The organism is Minwuia sp., from assembly GCF_048263705.1.
In the GTDB taxonomy this organism is placed as follows: Bacteria; Pseudomonadota; Alphaproteobacteria; order Minwuiales; family Minwuiaceae; genus Minwuia.
In genome coordinates this window covers 26,227-49,373 of record NZ_JBLXDV010000015.1, presented here as the reverse complement: position 1 = coordinate 49,373, position 23,147 = coordinate 26,227, and the positions used below count along the sequence as shown (strand labels likewise).

20 protein-coding genes are annotated in these 23,147 nt (G+C 60.4%); 9 read left to right on the top strand and 11 right to left on the bottom strand.

All coding sequences use genetic code 11. The annotated features are described in order from the left end of the window. Positions 1-90: 90 nt before the first annotated feature. Positions 91-1,185, bottom strand: coding sequence for a TauD/TfdA family dioxygenase (locus tag ACN0X7_RS17780; RefSeq protein WP_417519757.1), 1,095 nt, complete (start codon positions 1,183-1,185; stop codon positions 91-93). A 250-nt stretch (positions 1,186-1,435) separates the two neighbouring features. Between ACN0X7_RS17780 and tauD the strand changes: the two genes are divergently transcribed. The 6 genes from tauD (at position 1,436) to ACN0X7_RS17750 (ending at position 8,132) form a co-directional block, all read left to right on the top strand. Continuing rightward, positions 1,436-2,281, top strand: coding sequence for a taurine dioxygenase (tauD, locus tag ACN0X7_RS17775; RefSeq protein ID WP_417519755.1), 846 nt, complete (start codon positions 1,436-1,438; stop codon positions 2,279-2,281). Between the two features lie 85 nt (positions 2,282-2,366). Then, entirely contained in the window at positions 2,367-3,398 is a 1,032-nt protein-coding gene (locus tag ACN0X7_RS17770) for a TAXI family TRAP transporter solute-binding subunit (protein WP_417519753.1), read from the top strand. 682 nt (positions 3,399-4,080) lie between these two features. Then, positions 4,081-4,596 carry a hypothetical protein gene (locus ACN0X7_RS17765; RefSeq protein WP_417519751.1) on the top strand — a complete coding sequence of 172 codons (516 nt, stop codon included), beginning with the start codon at positions 4,081-4,083 and terminating at the stop codon, positions 4,594-4,596. Beyond that, positions 4,596-6,767 carry a type IV secretory system conjugative DNA transfer family protein gene (locus ACN0X7_RS17760; RefSeq protein ID WP_417519749.1) on the top strand — a complete coding sequence of 724 codons (2,172 nt, stop codon included), beginning with the start codon at positions 4,596-4,598 and terminating at the stop codon, positions 6,765-6,767. The genes ACN0X7_RS17765 and ACN0X7_RS17760 overlap by 1 nt, the downstream gene beginning before the upstream one ends. Beyond that, a complete protein-coding gene (locus tag ACN0X7_RS17755; RefSeq protein ID WP_417519747.1) occupies positions 6,768-7,742 on the top strand; it encodes a replication-relaxation family protein in 975 nt (324 codons plus the stop codon). It abuts the gene before it with no gap. A 180-nt stretch (positions 7,743-7,922) separates the two neighbouring features. Then, positions 7,923-8,132 carry a hypothetical protein gene (locus ACN0X7_RS17750; protein WP_417519745.1) on the top strand — a complete coding sequence of 70 codons (210 nt, stop codon included), beginning with the start codon at positions 7,923-7,925 and terminating at the stop codon, positions 8,130-8,132. Positions 8,133-8,208: 76 nt separating this feature from the next. Here ACN0X7_RS17750 and ACN0X7_RS17745 read toward each other — a convergent pair whose 3' ends face one another. From ACN0X7_RS17745 to ACN0X7_RS17735, 3 genes are all read right to left on the bottom strand, one after another. After that, a complete protein-coding gene (locus ACN0X7_RS17745) occupies positions 8,209-8,589 on the bottom strand; it encodes a YkvA family protein (RefSeq protein ID WP_417519743.1) in 381 nt (126 codons plus the stop codon). 163 nt (positions 8,590-8,752) lie between these two features. Next, positions 8,753-9,229, bottom strand: coding sequence for a hypothetical protein (locus ACN0X7_RS17740; RefSeq protein ID WP_417519742.1), 477 nt, complete (start codon positions 9,227-9,229; stop codon positions 8,753-8,755). 16 nt (positions 9,230-9,245) lie between these two features. Beyond that, positions 9,246-9,596 (bottom strand): helix-turn-helix transcriptional regulator, encoded by a 351-nt coding sequence (locus ACN0X7_RS17735; protein ID WP_417519741.1) that lies wholly within the window; start codon positions 9,594-9,596, stop codon positions 9,246-9,248. A gap of 980 nt (positions 9,597-10,576) precedes the next feature. Here ACN0X7_RS17735 and ACN0X7_RS17730 point away from each other — a divergent pair. Further along, entirely contained in the window at positions 10,577-12,304 is a 1,728-nt protein-coding gene (locus ACN0X7_RS17730) for a ParB/RepB/Spo0J family partition protein (RefSeq protein ID WP_417519739.1), read from the top strand. Between the two features lie 552 nt (positions 12,305-12,856). Here ACN0X7_RS17730 and ACN0X7_RS17725 read toward each other — a convergent pair. The 7 genes from ACN0X7_RS17725 to ACN0X7_RS17695 form a co-directional block, all read right to left on the bottom strand. Next, a complete protein-coding gene (locus ACN0X7_RS17725) occupies positions 12,857-14,041 on the bottom strand; it encodes a hypothetical protein (protein WP_417519737.1) in 1,185 nt (394 codons plus the stop codon). A 98-nt stretch (positions 14,042-14,139) separates the two neighbouring features. Further along, positions 14,140-16,017 carry a hypothetical protein gene (locus ACN0X7_RS17720; protein ID WP_417519735.1) on the bottom strand — a complete coding sequence of 626 codons (1,878 nt, stop codon included), beginning with the start codon at positions 16,015-16,017 and terminating at the stop codon, positions 14,140-14,142. Between the two features lie 13 nt (positions 16,018-16,030). Further along, positions 16,031-17,224, bottom strand: a complete 1,194-nt coding sequence (locus ACN0X7_RS17715) for a T6SS phospholipase effector Tle1-like catalytic domain-containing protein (RefSeq protein ID WP_417519733.1) — start codon at positions 17,222-17,224, stop codon at positions 16,031-16,033. 156 nt (positions 17,225-17,380) lie between these two features. Then, positions 17,381-18,910, bottom strand: coding sequence for an SAVED domain-containing protein (locus tag ACN0X7_RS17710; RefSeq protein WP_417519731.1), 1,530 nt, complete (start codon positions 18,908-18,910; stop codon positions 17,381-17,383). Between the two features lie 9 nt (positions 18,911-18,919). After that, positions 18,920-19,864 carry an AAA family ATPase gene (locus ACN0X7_RS17705; RefSeq protein WP_417519729.1) on the bottom strand — a complete coding sequence of 315 codons (945 nt, stop codon included), beginning with the start codon at positions 19,862-19,864 and terminating at the stop codon, positions 18,920-18,922. Beyond that, positions 19,864-20,376, bottom strand: a complete 513-nt coding sequence (locus ACN0X7_RS17700) for a hypothetical protein (RefSeq protein ID WP_417519727.1) — start codon at positions 20,374-20,376, stop codon at positions 19,864-19,866. Before ACN0X7_RS17700 ends, ACN0X7_RS17705 begins: the two co-directional genes overlap by 1 nt. A gap of 9 nt (positions 20,377-20,385) precedes the next feature. Further along, complete coding sequence (locus tag ACN0X7_RS17695) at positions 20,386-21,351, bottom strand: CBASS oligonucleotide cyclase (RefSeq protein WP_417519725.1); 966 nt, start codon at positions 21,349-21,351, stop codon at positions 20,386-20,388. 126 nt (positions 21,352-21,477) lie between these two features. On the opposite strand from ACN0X7_RS17695, the gene ACN0X7_RS17690 reads away from it, so the two are divergent. Together ACN0X7_RS17690 and ACN0X7_RS17685 are read left to right on the top strand one after the other, a co-directional pair. Next, positions 21,478-22,377, top strand: a complete 900-nt coding sequence (locus tag ACN0X7_RS17690) for a helix-turn-helix transcriptional regulator (protein ID WP_417519723.1) — start codon at positions 21,478-21,480, stop codon at positions 22,375-22,377. 482 nt (positions 22,378-22,859) lie between these two features. After that, on the top strand, positions 22,860-23,147 hold the full coding sequence (locus ACN0X7_RS17685) for an integration host factor subunit alpha (RefSeq protein ID WP_417519721.1): 288 nt from the start codon (positions 22,860-22,862) through the stop codon (positions 23,145-23,147).

Here is a 23,147-nt window from a genome sequence, read left to right as displayed (position 1 = left end):
GCCAACCGGTTCATCCCAAACGGAGGCCGGGCCTCTTCCCATCCTGCGGGGAGAGGCCCGGCTGCATGCCATGATCAGCAGCCTGTCAGGCTACTCGGCATCAAGAGGCGCGGAGAGCGGCACGCCGGGAACCAGAATGCCGTTCGGCCGTCCGCCTTCGGTCAGTCCCTCGTAATTCTCGATCAGGCTTTCCGGCAGGACAGGTCCGTCGTCACATGCCAGCCACAGGCGCAGCAGATGCCGCCGGCGTTCCGGCTCCGGCCAGTCCTCATAGGCCGTCCGGCTGTGAAAGACGTTGTAGTTGCACAGGAGCTGGATGTCCCCGGGCCGCAGTTCCATCTCCAGCGCGATGCCCTCCTCGGCCGTGATCTCATCGAGCAGATCCATGGCTTCGACCTGCTGGTCCGTCATTTTCGGAACACCTGGCAGATCCTGACCCTTCTGGATGCTGCTGCGGACATACCTGGCGACCATCCGTTTGCCGCTGGGCATGAAGATCGGCGCCTCGGCCCAGGGTTGCTTGCCCTCGGGAATCTCGCCCCACCGCGTCTGGCAGTAGGGTGCCATCAGAACACGCGCAAGGTCAGGTCTGCGGGCGGCAAGGACATTCCAGATCGCCGTCGAACTGGCGATGGAACTCAGGCCGCCGGACTTGCTGGCGCGCAGCGACAGAAGACCGACAATGTCGGAGAGATCCGTGTGGTAGTGCAGTCGGGCGTTGGTCTGATAGCCGCGGGTCTGCGGATCACTGTAATCCAGCCCCAGGTTCTTCACATGGCCGATGACGTGATTCTTGCCGTTCTGCGGACAGGGCTCGCCGAGATGCAGGCCGATACCCCAGAACGCGATCGCAGACTGCCGGTCACTCCATCGATCGACTGGCAGACCTCTGATCAGCACGAAACCACGACCGTGCAGCACGTCCTGCTTGAGCGCGGAAATACGCTCCGACGCAAGCTCTAGCGGGAAATCGTCTTTCGCGATATCGAGCAGATCAAGACCCCGCGTCTCGACCGCGCCAACCGCGTTTTCGATTTCCAGGATTTCATCCTTGGACCATTCCAGAAGCCATTCGTTCCGGCGCGTTTCCAACTCCGTTCCCATCCACGCCTGCTCGGTATCGTAGGCGTGCAATCCTTCCTCCAGTGCCGGGTCGCGCTTCGCAAGCGTCGCATTGATGTTCATCGCCATCCTCCTTCGGTTGGTGCTGCCCGGCTCGCGTGTCTTGAAGACAGTCGCAGCGACCAGTTTCATGGTTCGCATTCAGTCTATATATTTGCACTGGAAGTGCAATAATATTCATTGTCCAGGGTGACGCAGGGTGAGGAAAGTGTCGCCGCATTGAATTGTAATTGCACTGCAAGTGCAATTATATTAGATTGCAGCCTGCGGCGCGACGATCGTCCGCACCGGCCTTCAAGCGAGGAGATGTCATATGGGCTATGACCTGATCAATGTTCGACCGATTGCAGGGGCGCTCGGCGCCGAGATCGAGGGCGTGGACATGTCGAGGCCGCTTGGCAATCAGGCCTTCAAGGAAGTTCACGACGCTCTGATGGCACATCAGGTGATCTTCTTCCGGGATCAGGACATCTCGCCTGCCGACCACGTCGCGTTCGGACGCCAGTTCGGAACGCTGCATATCCACCCGTACTCACCATCTCTCCCCGAGCAACCGGAGGTGTTGATTCTCAAGTCATCGAAGGCCAACCGCTATTCCGCCAACGCCTGGCACTCTGACGTCACCTACCAGGAAGAACCGCCCCTGGGCTCGATTCTTCTCGCCAGGGAAGTGCCGGCGTACGGCGGCGACACGATGTGGGCGAACATGTACGATGCCTATGAGGCCCTGTCGCCCCCCATGAAGCGTTATCTCGAAGGCATGAAGGCCCGGAACACCGCGGGGCAGGCGAACTTCGAGAAGTTCTACGAGAAGATGTCGGAACGTGAGCGTGAGGAGATGCGCGCCCGGCGCACTGCGGAAGAAGGCTTCGAGCACCCGATCGTTCGGACGCACCCGGTGACTGGACGCAAGGCCCTCTACGTCAATTCGATCTTCACGCGGAAGATCGTCGGCGTGTCGGGCAAGGAGTCTCGCGCCGTTCTCGACTACCTCTTCGATCATCTCAAGAAGCCGGAGTTCACCTGTCGGTTCCGCTGGGAAAAGGGGTCGGTGGCGTTCTGGGACAACCGCTGCACGCAGCACTATGCGATCGCCGACTATGGCGACGAGACACGCCTTATGCATCGGGTGACGCTCTGCGGCGACCGCCCCGCCTGATCACGGCCGGGCCACTTCCGCAGACGCGCTGATTGGCCGATGCCAGAAGTACTGAAGACAACAATCTGAAACAGGGAGAAAACTGGTGATCAAGAGACGAGCATTCATGTCTGCCCTGGTCGCGTGCGCCGCGGCCGTGGGGCTTTCGCACGGAGCGGCTGCGCAGGAGAAGAAGTTCTTCACCATGGACAGCTTGCCGGCCGGATCAGGACCCGGACAACTGAGCATTGCCTTCTCACAGGTTGTGCAGAAGCATCTGCCTTACGAAATCCAGATCTCGATCGGGAAGCCGGCCACCAAGTCGGCGGTGGACGCTGCAAAGGGGCAGGTCGACTTCTTCCTGAGCGCGACCGGGATCAATCACTACATGCAAACGCAATCGGCGATGTTTGCGAAGGTGAACAACGCAAAGGAACTGAATTCGAAGCTGCGCTTGATCATGAACTACCCGATCGGCCCCTTCCATGTCGTCGTGTATGAAGAGTCCGGCATCACCTCGATGAAGGATCTGAAGGGCAAGAAGGTCTTTCTGGGACCGCCCGCCGGCGCGGCCACCAAGGTCGCCATGCAGTTTGTTGAGGGGGCGACCGGCCTCAAGCCTGGCGAAGATTTCGAAGTCATGCGGTACGATTGGCAGTCGGCCGAGACCGCGTTCCTCGACAAGCAGATGGACGCGTACATGATCCCGACGACACTGCCGAGCCCGGTCATCCAGCAGTTTGCCCTGGTGTCGAATATCCGGCTTCTGAGTATTCCCGATGACGCGTGGGACAATGAGGTCATGCAGAAGATGCTGGAGGTGCCAGGCAGGACGCCGACGACGATCCCTGCGGGTTCATACGAGAATCAGGTCAACACCGAGGACGTGACTACGGTGACCGGCTGGGTTGGCCTCGGCGTGGGCAGCCACGTGAATGACGAAGATGTCTACCGGATGACGAAAGCCTTCTGGGAAAACATCGACGAGGTCCATCAGACCGCGCCATGGATGAAGGTGTTCAAAAGGGATACGATTTTCACCGAAGCCAACCTCCCACTGCACGTCGGTGCCTACAGGTACTACCGGGAAATCGGCTGGGCGGTCCCCGACGACCTCGTTCCGCCAGAGGCGAAGTAAAAAACCGTCCCGGGGCGAAGCGTCCTTTGTCCCGGGACGAGTGCTGCGACGAATTTTGGCGACGAACAGCAGCCTTCGTTCTCGGCACATCAGCGGCTGGGCCGAGGTCTTGAGACATTTCTATAGCATACGTCTCGTTCGACACTCTTGACGTGACCCCCGACTTTTTAAGAGCCGGGCGATTTTTGCACCGAGCCCATGCATGAACCCATTGTTTGGACCGCCGGATACGCACCTGAGTAAATTGAATCTGCATGTAAGTGACCTGTGCTCCGCTCCCCAAGTCTGGACCGCCGGGCAATCTGAGTTGGATAGAGTCGCAGCTCTGACCACTCCGATCCTTCGGCTCATTCTCAGCCTGACATTGATCCTTCCGCTTCACTCCCGACGCTCAGAGTACCAGATCTCGCTGATCTTCCAGGGGAGATGCCGTCGAGAATCTTGCGCGGTAGCTGTATCCCCCTTTCTCCGTCGCACCGATCCCCCACCATCCATGCTCAACGCTGACCACGGCGTCTCAGGTCCGGCCGGGCATGCTCCGCGACTTCATACACTTCTTCAGCTTCAGAACACCCACCCGCCACCCTTATCTCGCGCGTGATCTGCCGGAGCTTCACTTTCCCGCTTGACGGTCATGCAGGCGAGCATGTTGAATGTTTTGCATCTTAAGAGGGTGGGTGTGATGGATCTGTTGTTTGGACGGTCGCAGACCGAGGGAAGATTCTCGAAGGTCCGGTTCAATCTCTGGTGCAAGATTGAGCTGGACGAGACGGAGGATGCGCTGGTCGGTCGCTACGGTTTCGACAATGCGGTGCTGATCGAGGCCTTCCAGCCCAGACTGTTGCGCACTGCCACGCTCATCGGGGTCGCAGTCTTCCTGATCGCCGGCGGCTTGCTTTCGGCCGTTGTCGGCACAAGCATCGCCGTCGCGCTCGGTCTGGCTGCGGGGGCCGGTGCCGGCTACTGGTTCTTCCATGAGAAGCGCGAGACCATCTTCGTGAAGGACCTGCTGCACGGACGGCATTTCGCCTGTCCGAGCGTCATCGAGCTGGCCCGCAAGGAAGCCTGGCTCGAGACCATCACCGGCTATCTCCGGCAGGTCATGGAGAGCGCCCGGCACTGGGATGGCACACAGAGACACAAGATCGAGCCCTTGCCGAAGGACGAGGCCCGGCAGGTGATCCTGAAGGGCCTCTGATGCCGCTGCATCTCGCCGCCCGGACCCACGCCTTCATCCACGGGCTGTTCCGGCCGGGCGACCTGCAGGAAGTGCAGTCTCTCCATGACGATGTCCGCCGCCTGTTCCGCCGTCACGGCCTGCTGCAGCCCCAGGGCAGGGACGGGCTGGTCCAGAACCTGGCCACCGAGGTGCTGCTGCGGCTCGGCCTGCCGGAGACCCACGTGCAGCGGGAGACCGTCGCCGGTCTGATCGACCGCTGCCTGGCCTATGAGACCCTCTTCATCCTGCCGGAGACCGGCTTGAGCGCACGGGCTTCGGTCACAGAGCTCTGGGACCTGCGGGACCAGCTCACGGCACAGAAGCACCTGCTGGAGAACTACCCGACCGTCAGAGAACAGCTGGCCGACACCTTCGCCGGGATCACCCAGCTGATGCACGACGCCTGTCCCGCACTGGCCTCCGATGCGTGCACGGCCGACGGCATGCGCATGCCGGTGCCGCTGATCCGCAGCCTCGGGGATGTCGGCCGCATCACCGAGGCCGTCTGCGCGTCGGTCTTCCGCGATGAGCTGAAGGCGCTCGGCCTGTTCAGCCGCCACAGGGACCGGCTGGAGCGCAACCTGATCGCGGCCTCGGGCGGCAACCCGGCGGCCGACCCGCGCAGCTTTCAGCGCACGCCCCGCCTGCCGTCGAAGTCCGACATCGCGGATCCCGCGGAACGGGTGAGCGCCTATCTGGGCGGCACCCCCTTACTCGATGTCTTCGATCAGGCAGTGCCTTTCACCATCCCGGCGGCCGCCCGCTTCGAGCATCACCACATCATCGCCGGTTCCGGACATGGCAAGACCCAGACCCTGCAATATCTCATCGGCCACGATCTGGAAGCGGTGGCGCGGGGCGAACGCAGCGTCGTGGTCCTCGACAGCCAGGACGACCTGATCCGCACCCTCTCCGGCCTGGCGGAGTTCGCGGAAGGCGGGGCACTCGCCGACCGCATCGTCATCATCGATCCGACCGATGTCGAATGGCCGGTCTCGCTCAACCTCTTCGATGTCGGCATCGAACGGCTGCAGGGTTACGCGCCGCTGGAGCGGGAGCGGCTGACCAACTCCATCCTTGAGCTCTACGACTTCGTGCTGGGCTCCCTGCTGGCTGCCGAGATGACCCAGAAGCAGAGCGTCATCTTCCGCTATGTCACACGGTTGATGCTGCATATCCCCGATGCCACCATCCACACGCTGCGGGAACTGATGGAACCAGGCAGCGAGGTACGGTTCGCCGCGCACATCGACAAGCTGACCGGCACCGCACGCCACTTCTTCGAGACCGAGTTCGCCTCCAGGGAGTTCGAACAGACGAAGAAGCAGGTGCTGCGCCGCCTCTGGGGCATCCTTGAGAACCAGACCTTCGAGCGGATGTTCTCCCATCCCAGATCGAAGCTCGACCTGTTTGCCGAGATGAATGCCGGCAAGATCATCCTGATCAACACGGCGAAGGACCTGCTGAAGGAACAGGGCACGGAGATCTTTGGGCGGTTCTTCATCGCCATGATCGCCCAGGCCGCACAGGAACGGGCGACGCTACCGGAGAGGGAGCGCATGCCGACCTTCGTCTATGTCGACGAGGCGGCGGACTATTTTGACCGCAACATCGGCATCATCCTGAGCCAGGCGCGCAAGTACCGGGTCGGCATGGTGCTGGCGCATCAGTATCTGGGACAGCTGGAGCCGAAGCTGCAGGACGCCTTCGCCGCCAACACCGCGATCAAGTTCGCCGGCGGGGTCTCCGCCAAAGACGCCCGTGCGCTCGCGCCGATGCTGCATTGCGATCCCGCCCTGATCGAGACAAGGCCCAGGGGCAGCTTTGCCGCCTTCGTCAGGGGCGAGACCCCGAATGCGGTGCCGCTGTCCTTCCCCTTCGGCGCGCTCGAGGATCGCGCGACGATGCCGCCGGAGGCACGGCAGAGCCTTCAGGCGCGGATGCGGGCCCGCTATGCGATCCACCACACCGAGCTCGGGCGGCCGAGTGTCGACACGATCCCCGCGGACGGCACTGCGGACATGGTCGATACTGACGACACGGCCGGCACCACCGGCACGGACGACGCGCCCGGCGTGTCTGCAGAAGAGTCCCCTGCCGCGACAGAGACCGGTGGCGCATCATCGACCGATGCGACAACGGACTGGTAGATGGCCGAGCCGGCACCCGGGTTCGACACGATCCGGCGCCGCAAGCGGTTGCAGCCGGTCTCGACGGGCAAGCGCATCCGTCCGCGGCCCCGCGATCTGCTCTGGTTCCGCAAGATCCACGAGCACGGGCCGTTGCCATCGTCATATCTCCACGCATTCTCGGCGCGTGAACACCGCAGCGAGAAACGGGCGAAGGAACGCCTGACCGACCTCTTCAACGAAGCGGAGACGCCGCACGGCGGTACCTATCTGTCGCGGCCGCTGCAGCAGTTCCGGACCATCGACAGCCGCTATAACCAGCTGGTCCATGATCTGACCCCTGCGTCCCTTGCCGCCCTGAAGCAAGCCGGGCTTCACTCGGACCATGTGTCCCGCCCCTCCGGGCCCTGGCTGCACGGCTTCATGACCGCCTGCATCACCGCCTCGATCGAGCTGGCCACCCTGGCGCGCGATGATCTCAGCTTCATACCGGGCTGGCAGGTGCTGGAGCGGGCAGGGGCGCCGTTGCGCTTCCCCACCCCGATCCGGGATCCCGGAACCGGCAGGACCGTCATCAAGGATCTCATCCCCGATGCGCTCTTCGGTCTGCAGTATCTGACAAGCGAAGGACCACGATACCGGTTCTTCCTGGTCGAGGCCGACCGTGGCACCGAGCCGATGCGGACGGCCAACGGGAACCGCAAGAGCTGGATGCGATCCCTGGCCCAGTACCGGGCCTATGTCGGCGGCGGCCTCTACAGGGACCACCTCAGGCTCACCGCCCCCCTGCTGGTGCTGATCGTCGGGACCGAGGAAAGAAAGATCGACCGGATGGTTCGGCTGACGCGCAATGAAGGCTCTGCCGAACCCTGGTTGCTGTTCACGGCCCTCGAGGGGTTCGGGCCGGTGTTCCGACCGCAGGACCCGATCGCCGACCTGCTGGACCGGCACTGGCTGAGGGCCGCGTCCGGCAGCTTCGATATCAGTCGGGTGTAGTGCGAGGGAGATGGATCGAGACTTGGTTCTGGTCCAAGCGTGATGTGCCAACCTCTGAGCGGGAGGAGTAAAGGCGGGCACCGGAAGTCAGTTTGGATATGTAGAATACAACACATGGTTGCAAATCATTGTGGTTTCACACATGATTGCAGGATCGAAACTGCAGGTATGAGGTATGAGATGCCCAGCTACTACGTGAACAAGAACGCGCAGGACAACGGTGACCATGAAGTCCATCAGGTTGATGTTTGCCCAACGCCCGCCGACGAGAAAAATCGTCTTTATCTTGGCAATTTTTCGGGCTGCCAAGGGGCTGTACGTGAAGCCAAAAAACATTACTTGAAAGCCAACGGATGCGCAAACTGCTCTCCAGCCTGTCACACGTCGTAGTCTCGCGAGCGAGAGGGAGCGGTAGGAAAACCCTTGAATACCGCGACCTGCATCAACGCTTGGTCTCTCCAGTGTTTCACAGAATCCGATATGCGGCTTGTATTGCTGCAGCGGAGAGGCCGAACCAGATCAGCACGACGACACCTGCCGCGACGCGACCGCCGGGGTACCCGGCCAGGTTCGTATCCTGGCGGCGGCTGTCTTCCATGACATCCGGCGGAATCAGTCTTATTGCCAGCCAGATCCCGAGTGGAACCAGCAGGAGGTCGTCGAGATATCCGAGTACCGGAATAAAATCCGGGATCAGATCGATTGGTGACACCGCATAGGCCACCGTCGCGATTGCCACGCCTTTGGCATACCAGGACGTACGTGGGTCGCGTGCTGCCAGATAAAGCGCGACCAGTTCCTGTTTGATCCGATTTGCCCAGACAATGATTTTCCGGCGCACACTCATTCTCCACAACCAACCGTCACACCAACGGGCCGATATTTCTGTGAACATGTCTGCATGGGGTCTGACCCTGGCAGAATATCCAAATGTTGTCTGCCGATCCCCGGCAGCCACCTCCATCTTCGTGCCAGCGGTACAGGAAGCCGCGCCATGATGCGGTCGTGGACTATGGCGTGCCGGTCGGGACGGCAGGCGCGGCAAGACCTGGATTGTCGAGCACCTGTGCGGCCATGGCCAGGGCCTCGAAGTAGAGAATGTCCCGTGGCGGGTTGGTTCGGGGCGGCCAGGGCTTCGGGCAGTGCGGCGCAATCGGCGGGAACCTGAATGCCATCGCCCGCGCCTCGGCCAGCCGGTTCTGGTAGAGCCGCAGCCGGCGCAGCCGGATCACGTGGAACGCCTCATCCTCGACGGTCTGGATCAGCACCTGCATGAGGGACCGGGACTTCAGGCCCTTGCGGCAGTGATCGAACGGGTTCTCGATGACAAAGGCGTCGATCTCGAACCTGAGGGCCAGCAGGCGAAGGCCCGAGCGCGCCTTCTGATGATCGGCCAGCAGCGCTCGCGAGAGCTGCCAGTGCTTCAGCGTCGCGCCGCTCAGGCAGACCGTCGCCAGGCCCTGGGTCGAGATGGCACAGACGATCATGCGCGGTCCCTTCGCCCTAGCTGCCATGGTCCCGGGCGTTATCGTCCGCCAGGCGCTCGGCGAGCGAGGAAAGCGTGAGCTGGCGGTTGTAGGTGGCGATCCAGTGCGACGGCGGTGGCGGCAGGGTGCCGAGGCGCGCGTCGAGCAGACGCACGGCGTCGGACAGGACCGCGGCGAACAGGCTTTCGAAGGAACGGTTGTAGAGCACACACAGGATTGCGGCCTCTTCTGGAGTCGGCCGGCGTTCAGCCTTTTCGATCCTGGAGACGAGCTGCTTGCTGAGGCCCAGAAGATGGGCGCAATCGGTCTGCGTGAGTCCCGCCTGACGGCGGGCGACCCGGAGGTCGAGTGACAATTCATTGAACATGGTTGAAAGAACGGGTTAGGGGCTAATGCCTCCCAGTGTACCGCCTGCCGGTGCATCCACAGCCCCGCCGCAGTCCCCATGGTGTTGACTGCGGCATCGTTGGTGGTGCTGTGCCCGGAACAGGAAGCAGCAGCTGAATGCCTGTCGGCGACGATGAACACCTCCGGTGTGCAGACCGCTACCGGACCCCGCCGGCCGCCACGGTCATGAAGGTGGCGAGAAGTGCGGGGCTTGCCGCCCCGCACCTCCGGTCCCGCAGCACCCGGCGGTTCCGGAGCGTCATCAGAAGTTCCTTCAGCCTATGCCGGCAGACAGCGCTGTCCAGACCGCCGCAGTCAACGCTGCGGGGACCGCCGGTCAACAGCGGCATGTCTCTGTTGTCGAAAGGCATGCCGTCCCGTCAGATAGCCCCTGTTCCAGCCCTGCAACCGGATGCGCCGGTCGCCGGAGCATGGCCCGGCACTCTCCCGATCGACGTGAAGCAGGCCGCCGCCGAAGGCGGTTATCCACAGTTTGTCACGGGTGCCCCGGCGTGTGCGGGCATCAGCACAGACGCAGGGGCCGATCGCTGACCGGCCAGGTGCCACCGTCCCGCCGGGCCGGCGTGGTCAAAGAAGGGCTTTCCCGGTGCGGCGGTATGGGCGGCGCGTCCTTCTGGACCGGGCCCGCCGTCCGGCAACTCTCCGCTCCGGCGTTCCGCCGAAGCGTCAAGTCCTCCGCTGGCGCTGCGGCCCCTGCGGGGTGCAGGCCGGCTCCCTGGCCCGGTCCGCCGGGACTTTCTCGCCGCCCACCCCGCCTGCCGGGGAAAGCTGCGGAGCGGAAGATGAGATGGCGTGCGACCCCATGGTCCGACTGCGGGACAGCCGAGAGGCGATCCTGCGCGGTGACAAGACATGGGGACCTACCCAGCCGAACTCATCCCTTCCGCACTCATCCGCAGACCGGAGGCGGCGCAACACCAACGGTAAGGAACCTGTCCCATGCAGCTCAGACACATCCCCCTCGATCAGCTCGACGTCTCCAGAGTGAACATGCGCCACGCCCGCGCAAAGCCGGAGATCGGCGATATCCTGCCCTCTGTCAGAAGCCGGGGTGTCCTCCAGCCCCTGCTGGTGCGGCCAACGGACTGTGAAGAACGCTATGAGATCGTCGCCGGACGACGGCGCTACTTCGCGGCCCTGGCCGTTGCGGAGGAGAACAAGGGCACGCCGGAACCGCTGCCCTGCGCGGTGATGGAACCGGGTGACGACGCGGCAGCGCTGGAAGCCTCCATCCTCGAGAATGTAGCGCGTCTCGCCCCCGACGAGATGAGCCAGTACGAAGCCTTCGCCAGACTTGTGAGACAGGGCCGGAGCGTCGGAGAGATCGCCGCGACCTTCGGCGTGACCGAACGCATGGTCGAACGGCGGCTGGCACTCGGCAATCTTGTGCCCGGCATCCGCAGCGCCTTCCGGGCGGGCAAGATCGACGCCACCAGCATCCGCCATCTGACGCTGGCGTCAAAGGCACAGCAGAAGGCATGGCTGGCGCTGTTCCGTGACCCTGAGAACCATGCACCGCGTGGACCGGCGCTGCGGGACTGGCTGTTCGGCGGTCAGTCGATCCCGGTCGCCGCCGCGATCTTCGATGTGGCAGCCTATGACGGTGGGATCGTCACCGACCTGTTCGGCGACGAGCGCTACTTCGCCGACACGGCGCTGTTCTGGCAGATGCAGAACGCGGCGGTTGCTGCACGACGGGAAGCACTGCTGGCCGACGGCTGGCAGGCGGTCCACATCCTCGAGCCGGGCCGCTACTTCGCCGGCTGGGAGCATGCTGAGGCGTCGAAGGCGGATGGCGGCCACGTCTTCATCGAGATCTCGCACCGGGGCGACGTGAGTGTCCATGACGGCTGGATCAGCCACGCGGAGGCCCGCAGGCGGGCGGCGGCCTCAGACGGGTCGGCAGCAGGTGCCGGAGAGGCGCAGCCGAAGTCCGAGACCACACGGCCCCTGCAGGACTATCTCGATCTGCACCGGCTGGCCGCCGTGCGGCTTTCGCTGCTGGACGATCCTTGTGTGGCGCTCCGGCTGCTGGTGGCCCACGCCGCCGCGTCCTCCGGTCACTGGCAGGTCCGGCCCGAACCGGGTACCAGCCGCAATGAAGCTGTGGCGGAAAGTGTGGCGGCAAGCCCTGCGGCAGCTCTGTTCCAGGCAGAGCAGAACGAGATACGGGCTTTGCTCGAGCGACCCGAAGGCGAGGGGCCTCTAACTCGGCCCGGCCATGAAGTCGCCCCCACCGTCGAACTGTTCGCACGGCTGCTGCGGCTCGACGATGCGGACGTGGGTCGTGTCGCAGCGCTGGTGATGGCCGAGACCCTCGAGGCGGGCAGCGCCATGGTCGAGGCGGCGGGCAACCGGCTGCAGACCGATCCCGCGCAGCACTGGCAGGCCGACCGGGGCTTCTTCCAGCTGATCCGGGACCGCACGGTCATGCAGGCCATCCTGACCTCGATCGGGGGCACGCAGGTGGCGGACGGCAACGCCGCAGAGAAACTGAAGACCCAGCGCCGGATCGCGCTCGATCTGGCCGAAGGCACCAACGGGCGGGCAATGGCAGAAGGCTGGCTGCCCGGCTGGATGCGCTTCCCGGCAGAGCGTGTCACCGACGACGGCGCGTGCGAGGCGGTGAGCCGTTGGGAAAGCGTTAGCGGGTTCTTCGAAGGCTAGCCGTTCGACGACAGAGCACTTGGCAGACGAAGCGCGAGGACCGGGTGGCGATGTCGTCGCTCGGCCTTTCGTGCACTCTCGGGTACGCCGGGTGTAAAGTATAGGCGGTATCACAGCATCCGTGTCTTCGCCCTGCCTGTCTGGAAAGGTGCTCGTATGCGTCACTGCCGTCCCATAAGCGCGCCGACCCGGATGAAATGTAAATGATCAGCGGAGTCTGCTTTCGGCCCAAAGCCGCCACTCATTGATCCAACCCGGGAAGCCTGTTATCGGCGGCAAAGCCGCCGTAAGGAATCGGTGTTTTCGGCAGAACTGCCTTTCGATGGTGGCCAAGATTATCGCGGCTCGGCGCGCTGTGCCGGCTCGTTATTCAGCTGCGCACGTATCGATATCGCGAGGCCGTCCGGAAAAGCGTCTTCTATATTTACTCCAAACTTCACTACGGCGCTGGGCCCAGAAAAATGAGAAGAGATTCCAACCGTCGGTTGCGAGACAAAATGATGAATTACAGAATAAACGAGACTGGCGAATATCGTTCCATGAGGCGTAGCATCAGAGCAGAAGCCTCGCGGCCCGTACATCCCAGAACACTGGCTCAAACTTCAACTTGATCCGAGCTCGGTCAAGGATTGCAAGTCCGTCAGGGAATACCGCCCCTTCGCCATCTTCCTCGCCCCGGTGTTCGCCCGCCGCACGTCTAACGCCTTCTTCAAGTGGCGAAACCTCTTCGGCGCCTGACGATCGGTCCCGCCCAAGAAAAGTCCGGAGGGCAGCAACCGCAACCGTCTCCTCGACGGCAAAGATGAGCGGCCCGCGCCAAGGCAATGAACTGGCATTCATCCCAAAGAAGTAAAGTAACTCGAAATCCAGCTCCACGTAACGCCGCAAATCGGACATACCCAGACCAATATAAGTGAGCCAGTACCGGCCTCGCCAATGTGTCCTGAGAAAGCCGATCCGTGAATAGCGGCTTTCGCCCAGCCGCAACTCAGCACCCAGCTGGGGACTGTGCGCCAGTGAAAAGGCGGTAGCGAAATTATGCCGCTGAATTGTTGCCAAAGGCGGCCTGGCGCCGGTGCCACCAGGCGTTGCCGGAACCTTGGTGTAGTGAACGCGAAGCTCGGCCTTGGTAGTCGACTTAAGCCAAGCGCCGATGCAGTAGCCATGCGTCGCAACCGCGCCGCCAACTGTGGAGCCCAGGTGCGGTTCGATCTGGCTAGTGTAACCGTCGAGCACGTCCCTATCGAACCCCGCAAGCGTTCCGCTCCGCGAGCCCTTGGATTCCATCAAGGCGACGCCAACACCATGGCCGCCGAATACGAAATCCGGCTTGCGTGTGTGGTTGGCCTTCCCTCCGCCTGCATTTTCGAAATGATCGCTCCAGACATAGCTCTCATTGATCATGGCGAGATAGGCCAATCCCGTCGCAACGGTCCCCGTGAAGTAGCTTTTGACGAAATCTTTCAACTTGTCGGCGGAAGCGAGAATGGCGAAATCATGGCTGATGTCATCCACATGGGGTTCGACCAGCTTCTTGACCGTGTCGGACTCGGCAGTAGAAATCGATGGATTGACAAAACTGAGGTGGCTGCAGCGAGCCGTAGCTCCATATAGGTCTAGTGGCGTGAATCTGACACTCGTGTTGGCAGGAACACGCCCGATGATATTGGGATCTGAACTCACATGACCGACAGTGTCAGTCGTGGCGAGGTTCTTTGGTTTGCTGGTCCAGGCCATGTTTCTCCCTTCCGAAAAGTATCAAGAACGCTGCGCCGCTCACTTTCCATTTAGCTCGCAACCAACCCTCCAGTAGACCCGGTACGGTTCAGTCGAGGTCAGGCTGCGTCGCTGACCACGATTAACTCGGCACCGAGGCCGAAGCAGTCAGCGGCGGCTCCTTGCAGGAGGGTATCGAGTTGTTTGAGACGCCGAGCATTAGCGCTGTCGTCACTGCCGTTTGCGATATTGTTTCGCAATGCGCTCCAGTAGGTTTGTCGAATCCTAGGTTGGAGGATGTAGACCTTGACGTCGTAATTGCTGCCGAAACTGGCCAGCACGTCCAAAAACCCGCTTCGATTAGCCTGGCGAATGCCATTGTGCCAGACGGTGTCGGCCAATGCATCGCCTTCATAGCTGGTCAGTTTTTGATGAAGGATACCCTGATCAAGATGCCGCAGGTTCTTGACCGACTGCCCAACGACGATTTCATAGTCGGATACTGAGATTTGCCGTCTTGCGGCATCGCTGCCGCTCCCCTTGACGTGGATCAGCGACAGTGTGCGGTTACCGTCGGTTTCATCTAGGTGAATGAAATCGGCCGACTCCATGGAACCGTCATCGCAAATGAGCCATCCGCTTGCTGGTTGGCGCGTGGCGACATGCGGCCAGAACCGTGCGACGAAACCGAATAGTGAGTCATCATCATCTGCGCCAATCCGTGCTGGATCGAAGGCTGCGTGGTCATTTTCATTGATGGTGGTGGGTTTCTCGCGGGTCAAGTCAAAACCGTCGAGTGCAATCCACTGCCAGCGATTAAACTTGGGATCGCGAAAGGCTGTTTGATACAGCGCGCCGCGCGAAAAGGTATGGCCAGTATCGAAATAGATCGTGAGTAGGTCTTGGTTGCGACACAGCTGCTGCAGCAAGTCTGCGTCGTCGCCTTCCTGCCAACGGGTGACTTCGGTGGCGAGTTTCACGGGCGCATCTGTGTCCTGACTGAACGAGAATCTAAGCTGACCCAGCTCGCCATCCGGCCACAGGACGCGGGCGTAGAAGCTGTGATCGTCGTCATCAGGTAAGACTTCAAATTGGACGGTATCGGCGAACAATTGCAGCCAGCTTTGATCGCCGTCTGGAACAGCTTCCGGAAATTGTGATTCGGGGATGATCAGCGAGACATCATATGGCGCGGCGATATCGCTCAAATGGCCGCCCTGTTGAGCAAGCATCGGCAGTACTGGCGGGACCGGCGAGGTATCAGCGTGCCGTGCGGCAACGTGGGTGAGAAGGGCCTTGGTGCGCTGGAGATAGTCATTCCATTCCGGCGTCGGGCCGATCCAAAAGCGGCTGTTGCGCGGGCTGGTGCCGATGATGACGTGGGTGTCTTTGGTTCCAACATTGGGCGCTGGGACGGTAGAACGAATAGAACTGAAATAGTAGCTTTGATCGCCGAGCGGATCGATGGCCGACTCCAGTTCCAGGCCGGACAGGGTTTTGCCATCGGCTTTGACGGCTGATTGCCGGTGGGTGCCGCTGAGCCAGAGCGTGCGAATATTGTCTGCGACCAAACACCGGTTCATCTCGTCATGTGAGAGCATCCGCAGGTCAGATAGCGGCGCGTCTTGAGCCGTTTTGATGCGCCGGACAATCTGGTTGCGCATGGCGTTGTCGCTGAAGTTGAGTACAACGTAGCCATCCCAGGCGGCAATTACGACAATGTGGTTCAAGCGATCGCGGATCACTTTACCGGTGTGCCAAGGCGGCGAGCGCAATTCCTCGTAGTGCAGGGAGGCCCATTTCAGTCCATCGACGGCACCCTCGGCCGGTGTGACGGGGATAAAGGTGCGCGGTATATCCTGCTTGTCGCTGATTTCTGCGATCAGCGTTTCGCAGCTGGTCTTGATGGCCGCGACTGTTGGCGCGTCGAGGGGAGTTTCGCTGTGGAGCAGGAGGCCGGAGAGATAGGGTTTCCAATGATCGGCTGGTGTGCTCATGGCGGATGTCCTCTCAGCTCGACGGCAGGTTCGGGTGCAGATCGTTGGGGTGGATGTCCTCGCAGGCATAGACCGACGGGTGGATCGCCGGGTCGGGCGGGATGATCCGCCGCTCTTTCCGCGGAATAAACCAACCACCGAGATCCTTGCGGTTGGTTCGGACGTGGCGTGACTTACGTCGTGGCAGATATTCAGCGAGGGCCCATCGCCAGTTCATGGACTCGTTGATCGGCGAACAGGGGTCGGGAGCTACATATTTACCCGGCTCATCGATATGGTTCTGGCCTTTGGCTATGGCACTGACGTTGCCCTGATGGAACTTGATCCCACAGGCCTGCGACTCTTCGATCATCCACACAAGCGGAAACTTGGTGAGAGCACTTTTATCTTCGGGATAGCCGCCACCGATGTCGCCATGGGACCCTTTGAACCAGACTTCTTTAGCATCTTGTGGGTGCGCGGAGTTGGCGACCCAGTACTGCGGGCGATGGACTTGGTTGAGTGGCCATAGTTGCGGTTGGAAACGGGTGCGGCGCTCGTCGATGGCAACAGCGTGGCGGACATGCGCCACGCTCCAGTTGTTGTCGGTGAATGCGTGGGTCTTTAGACCAACGCCGCCTTTCACCGGCTCGATCATGCTGGCGACGGTATCAAACAGTCCAAGAAAGTGGATGTGGGGGCGGGTGGTGTCGAACTTGCGCTCATACAAGCGCATTTCAGCGAAGGGGCTGTTGGCACCATCGTCTTCGGTCAGTCCGGTCGGTTCTCCAATGCGCTTGTAGGCGCGATAGGCATAGTCGAGCAGGTTCATGTGATTGGGTGGCAAGAGGCCCAATGCGTAGACGAACCCTGCCAGCACACGAGCCGTGTAGGCGCCACGACTGAAGCCATAGATAATGATCTTATCGCTGTTGCGCTTACCGTCTTCGTCTTCTTTGCCGTGATCATAGTGATCGACGATGAAGCGGTAGGCCTCTTTGACGTCCGTATCGAGGCCCCAGCCAGTTATCCGCCCCCACAACTCGGCAAGTTCGCTGCGGCTGCGAAAGAAAGTCCCATCCGCACCCAAGGTCCCAACGCCGGGGCTGTAGTAGACAACCGGATTGGCCTTTTTGTCGAGGCAGCTGTAGAGGCGGAGAATATTGGTCCGTGATTGCGAGACTTGGTTGGAGGTGCCGTCGCAAAGAATAATGATGTTCTTGCTCATTATGCGCCTTCTCTACAGCCAAATACAATCCACCTTCAGGCATCGGATATTGTCAGTTACACAGATTTATGACGCAACAGTATTTGCACAGCGGCCATATGCCGAGATTTCGGCATGCGGCAATAGAGATCGGAAATTGGATATCACGCATCGGTTCTACGAAGTGGTAACAGGAAGGGACAAAGAAGGACGATAAGTTCGATCACGCGACCCCTCAAAATCAAACTCATAGAGGCTAACACGTCCGAGCACTGGTGACTGCTGTCCTAGAAAGAACGTCAGCGCATTTGGAGCTGCAACAAAAATGTGAACGCGAGCTTCCCGTGATGTTCCACCCATCGCCGAACGCATAGCGTTCTTTGCGGCTTGAGCCAACGCAAACGCATGTCGTCCAGCCTCGACAGAATGGTACCCAGCGCCCGAAGAGGGGCCAAGAGACAGCAAACGCCCGACACTAGGCAAGTGATCGTCCAAAAAGCTCCGGACATCATCGGTGATGTAGTGCGTGATGCCTATGGCAACAGCAATATCAGGAGCGTCCGCGTTCAGATCGATGACCGTCTGTTCCAGTCCCGGCCAGTTCGAATCTGCCGGAACATCATCGGCGCTCCAAACATCTCGCTTCGGTGTTCGCTGCTCCAGTTCCACACGACGACCTGATTTCACATCAAGGATCCTACCAGCGGCAAACGCCAAGGTCGAATGCGCGTCAAGCGCCAACCGTAGCTCGTGCCGATCGCCAGCAGCATCGTGAAGAAACGTGGCGAGTTCCGGATATAACTTCGACGACCAATCAGCATCGTCATGGATAAACCTTTTGTCAAAAGCCGGTACAAGATTCAAAACCTCATCACACCGGTTCTCAAGCCGGTCGTAAGCGTGTTCGAACGACTTAACGCCATAAACTCTGGGTCTTTCCTGCGGGTCGCCGAACAGACCCTGTTCTGTGCAGGCCGCCCTTAAGGTCTGCTCATCGAACTCAAGGCGGCCCTGTGCCATCCACTGAAAGATCAGGTCATCGTAGAAAAATGCGCTCTCATGAGCTGGAACCCGGCGCAATCCGACCGACGCAAATAGAATGTCGAGCCAGCCACGCAGTTCGTCAAGCGTTCCTGACGTATGACCGAAGGCTAGAGTGCCGGCAAAGAGACGCAACTCGTCATCATCGAGTTCCAGATGGTCTCGCCAAGATTTTCGGATTCGCCCGGCTTTACTATTGTCGGTTCTCGTCCCAAAGAGGCGATCAAGGCGAATAGACCCGGATCGCTGACTGATAAGAGGATTGAGATTGTCATGGCGGTCGAGGTGCCAGTTCGTCACCAGTTTGAACTGAGCTCCCGAACCGAGAGGCGCATTTTGTAGTTGGGCGTCGCGAGCGCGCTGCAGCAAAGACCGGGCGTTCGCGTTGATGAAATCTGGATCAGTCAGATCGGCGTAGCCGTACGTTCCTGGCGTTGCATGCCATTTCGACTGAATGTGCTCTCGCTTCAGCGGATTACCCGACGCGTCCTTTGGCTCCCGACCGTCGGCGTATTCCGTCCACACGTCGTCGTAACTCTTAGGCCCGCTCTCAAAGCCAACACGAACAATTGGGCTTGCCGCGTCGAGCAACTGCCCGGCCCGGAGCCAAAACTGGCGAGCCTGGAAAGTATCGCCATCGCGTCGGGCCGAAACCGCTTGTGTCATCGCTTTGCGTCAACCGTTTGCAGATAGGTCCTGGAAGGGCGGTGTTGGGATCATTGCGCGCGCTATTTCTACGGCGCGTACGCCATCAACCGGTCGAGATGGATAGGCGTCGAGGACCAGTGAGGGAATGAGACGCTGTGTCAGATCGGAAAAGGTGAAGCCGTGCTTTCTCCCTTCGACCGTACCGGTCGCGTCAACCAGTGCCTTGAGATGCTGCGGAGTAAGGCCAAGGGGTTCGAGGCGCGTTGAGAGAACGAAGTGACGCTGGGCGTCGTCGGGACGAGAAAATTCCAGAATATCAGCTGCACGGCGCCGGACGGCTGGGTCAAGCGAGTTCAAGCGATTCGTGCACATGATGATGGCCGCCGGGACCTTGGAGTTCGTAATTTGATCGACGCCTCTTATGAAGGCGTTGACGCCGGCGCGGTCTTCATGGTGCATCTGGCTCGCCTCGCGCGACTGGGCCAAGGCGTCCGCTTCATCAACCAGCAAGATGACAGCGCCGCGGCTACGCCCTTTGCCCGCAGGCAGCCTACCAGCCTCCTGCAGCGTGTAGTCGAAAGCAGCCGAAATCAGCTGGGTCATCTCGCCGACACGGCCCTGACCACGGGTCGACAAACTCAGCGGAAAGAGCGTGATCTCTATCTTCTCCTGTCGGGCCACCGCATCACCGATCGTTTCGGCGAGTTCGGTCTTACCTGAACCGACATCACCGGCGAGGACGACCAGTGGCGGCCTTCGCACAACCGAATCCAAGAGCGCGGCCGCGCCCGGATGATGCCGATCAGCCCATTGAGTTAATCCAGTCGGGTTAACAAGTAGACCAAGGACTTTTGTCAGCCGGTCCTTCTGCTGATCAAGGCCAACCAGACGAGCAAGCCTCTCTTGCGGCTCAAAATCTGGATAAACCAGGCGCCGATCGAAAAGCTCATCAAGGGTCGGGGTTGTCTGCATCAAAAACTCCGTACAGTTGCACGCTCAAGGGCCCGCCCGCCGGATGAGTAGGTTCTGTCAGTCGACAGATAGCCGTTCACCGAAGGCTCGGCAGCACCGGTTCGGATGTACGGAAGGCCCCGTTTGAAGGTGTCCTGCTCAGCGGCGCTCAGCGCATACCAAGTTGGGCTGTAGGTCAGATAGCTGGAGAAGCACGCGCCGGAGACATCGGCGCCAGGACCGATCTTCCCAGGGTCATCGTCGACCGATCCGCTGCAAAGGTCCTGCGCGGTGTATTTCAGCGTCGGTTCGATCCAGAGCTCGTTGCGCTTGAAACCGTACCAGACGTAATTCAGATAGCCCGCCTTCATCAGCGCGATCGCTTCCGTTTCATAGTCTGCGATGCGGCCGTCGCTGGGCGACCCATAGAAACGTTGGACGCGCTTGAGGTCTGTCGCCACTTTGGCCGCCATGTGACGCGCGTGCGTAACGGTGAAGGTGGAGCTTTCAGCAATTGTGAGACTGAATGACATACCGCTACCTCAAACTTGGAATGTCGAGCCGAAGACCTTCTGCCAGTAGGCGACCGTCAGCTGCTTTGTAGGGGCCGCCAGCGCGCCATCAATGGCATCACCGGCATCAAGCGCGGCCTCCACAATCGCATCCGCATTAGACGGCGTGTAGAGACGCGCGACATTGTTCTCAGCATTGACCGGATCAATGATCTGCACCGTGTCGCAAGGCGAGCCGACACTAGACGGCGGGTAATAGTCGGCGAACACGATACGCTCGCGCAAATTGCTCCTCGCGATGTAGGTGAAAAAGTGCTGAAGCGCTTCGGGATAGTCACTGAGATCGAGACCATCATCGCAGAGTTTGGCCATGATCATCTCGATCATGAATGATTTGAACCGAAAGTCAGGATCCTCGTTCTTGAGGCGCCGTGCCCAGAATTTCACGAGCCGGACGACCTGAGCGAAGTGTGTCGCCTGCGCCTTCTTGCGCTTCGTCGCAAATTCGAGATGCAGCGGAATACTGGTCTTGAGGAAGGAGCCATCCTCCTGGCTCACGAGGTCACCATACCACTGCGGATCACCGCTGTAGAGTATGGGAACGATATCGACATCCAACCCCGTTCCCTTAAAGGAAACGGTCACCGAGTAGGTCTGCGGCTGAACCTGATCCGGCGAAAAGTTCGGGAATGCCTTACGCAAGCGCTCGACGATGTAGTCAAGGAGTTCGTCGATATCGCGGGGTGCGTCCGCTCCGCTGACGTAACAGGCCACATCAATGTCGTTCAGCGACCGAAGCGCGGTGCCTTTTGCCAAACTACCGGACAGCAACATTTTGCGCAGCGTGAAGTCGGGATGTTCGTCGAGGTAGCCCTCAAGCTTCTCCCTAAGCCGACGGGCCTGGGCCCGGTACTCGTTCGCCTTTTCCTTCGGAAGGTTTACCCGATCCGTCGCAAACTGCTCGATCTCGCGGTGGCCTACATGATCTCTATCCATCCTCCAGCCTTTCTTGCTGCAGCATCTTCGTTTCGATCCGAGGCTCCTCCCGCCAACCCGCATCAACACTATTGAAACTATATGGGTATAGCTACTATACCTGTCAAGAACCAATAGGGGTAGACCATGACCGATGACTCGCCATCTCCCAGCCGTAATCTGGCTCCTCGGTTCGAGTTCATCGAGTGGCGCCTAGTCTGGGAAGGTCATCTGAACCGGAGTGATCTCGAGGCACGCTTTGGTATTTCGACACCACAAGCCTCCATCGACCTGAGGAACTACCGGGAGGCTGCCGGCGACAACATCGAGTACAATGCGACAGAGAAAAGGTTTGTTCGATCGAGTGGGATGAAGCCCCGTTTTTTGCGTGTGTCGGCAAACCGCCTACTGTTGCAGCTGCGCGCCTTGGTAAACGGCGTCATAAAACGCGACGACGTGCCGTTCAGCCAGTTACCCAGTGTGGATGTTGCTCCAGAGATAGTCCGCGATGTGCGCATCACTGTTCTCCAGACAATCCTGACTGCTATTCGGTCAAAGAAGGCCATCTCCATTCACTACCGGTCGCTTACAAGCACGAGGTGGCGCGATGTCGCGCCGCACGCCTTGGCCTTTGATGGTCACCGTTGGCACGCGCGCGCCTATTGCTGCGAGCGCAGGGAGTTCCGCGATTTCGTCCTGACGCGAATCGAGCGTCTGGGCAGACTACGACCAGCGTCTTTTGATCCAGAGAATGACCTAGCTTGGCAAAACAAGATTGAACTTCTGTTGTGCCCGCATCCCGGCTTGAGCGAAGCACAGAGCGAAGCGATCCAGCGCGACTACGATATGCGCGATGGCGTCCGCAGGATCGAGATGCGCCTGTCTTTGGCATACTACTTCATCAAGCGCCTAAATCTGGACATAGATGTTCTCGAACCGGCGCGGGCGCAGATCCGTTTAGCAAACCTGTCTGAGGTGGAGGCTGCGATTGTCAGGGCAGGTAAAGAATCTAAAGAACTTTGCGCCGAGGCCAGAGGTTGTCGTTGACCAGCTGATGACGCGTCGGACGCCGAGCGCGTATAGCTCCCGACAAGACGTGCACAGCTCTGCTTGCATTTTTTTTGGTATCTGCTTTCGGAGATCGCGACCTGGGCACTTGCATCTGCAACGAACGACCGCTTCCCGCCCAGATTCACCATCGCCACGGCATTCATGCGGTTGCCATTCTATTTCGGCCTGAATGTCCAGGGTTTCAGGAAAGTATCAGATCGGAATGAGCCCTATTGATTGTAGACCAGTCGTACCGCCGCCATGCGCCTCATTGCACAGGTCAAACTCAGAGCCGGATCCGTTTGGGTGAATTTCTCGCGCATCCAGGCAGCAAGGATGCGTGTTGGTCTGGCCGCGCTGACCGCCGGCCTGTGAGCGGCAATCGACAAACACCAAGGCTTTGACAGTCTTCAAACACGCTGGCACGCACCATCGCCGTCCCATAGGCTGGACCGGGTGGTGGTATCGGAGTGCGTCCCATGAGTGGCAAGACCATAAGCAGAGCGCAGTTGAGTGAGGCCATCGCGATGCGGGTGGGACTGTCCCGGCAGGCCAGCCGTCAACTGCTGGACATGCTGATCGACGAGATCGCGGACGCGCTTGTTGCCGGTCATGACGTCAAGATCCATACGTTTGGCAATTTCTCTGTCCGGGAGAAGAGCCTGCGGATCGGACGCAATCCGAAGACCGGTGCGCCTGTGGCCATCGAGCCGAGGCGCGTGCTGGCCTTCAAGGCCAGCGGCAAACTCAAGGATCGGGTGCGCTGA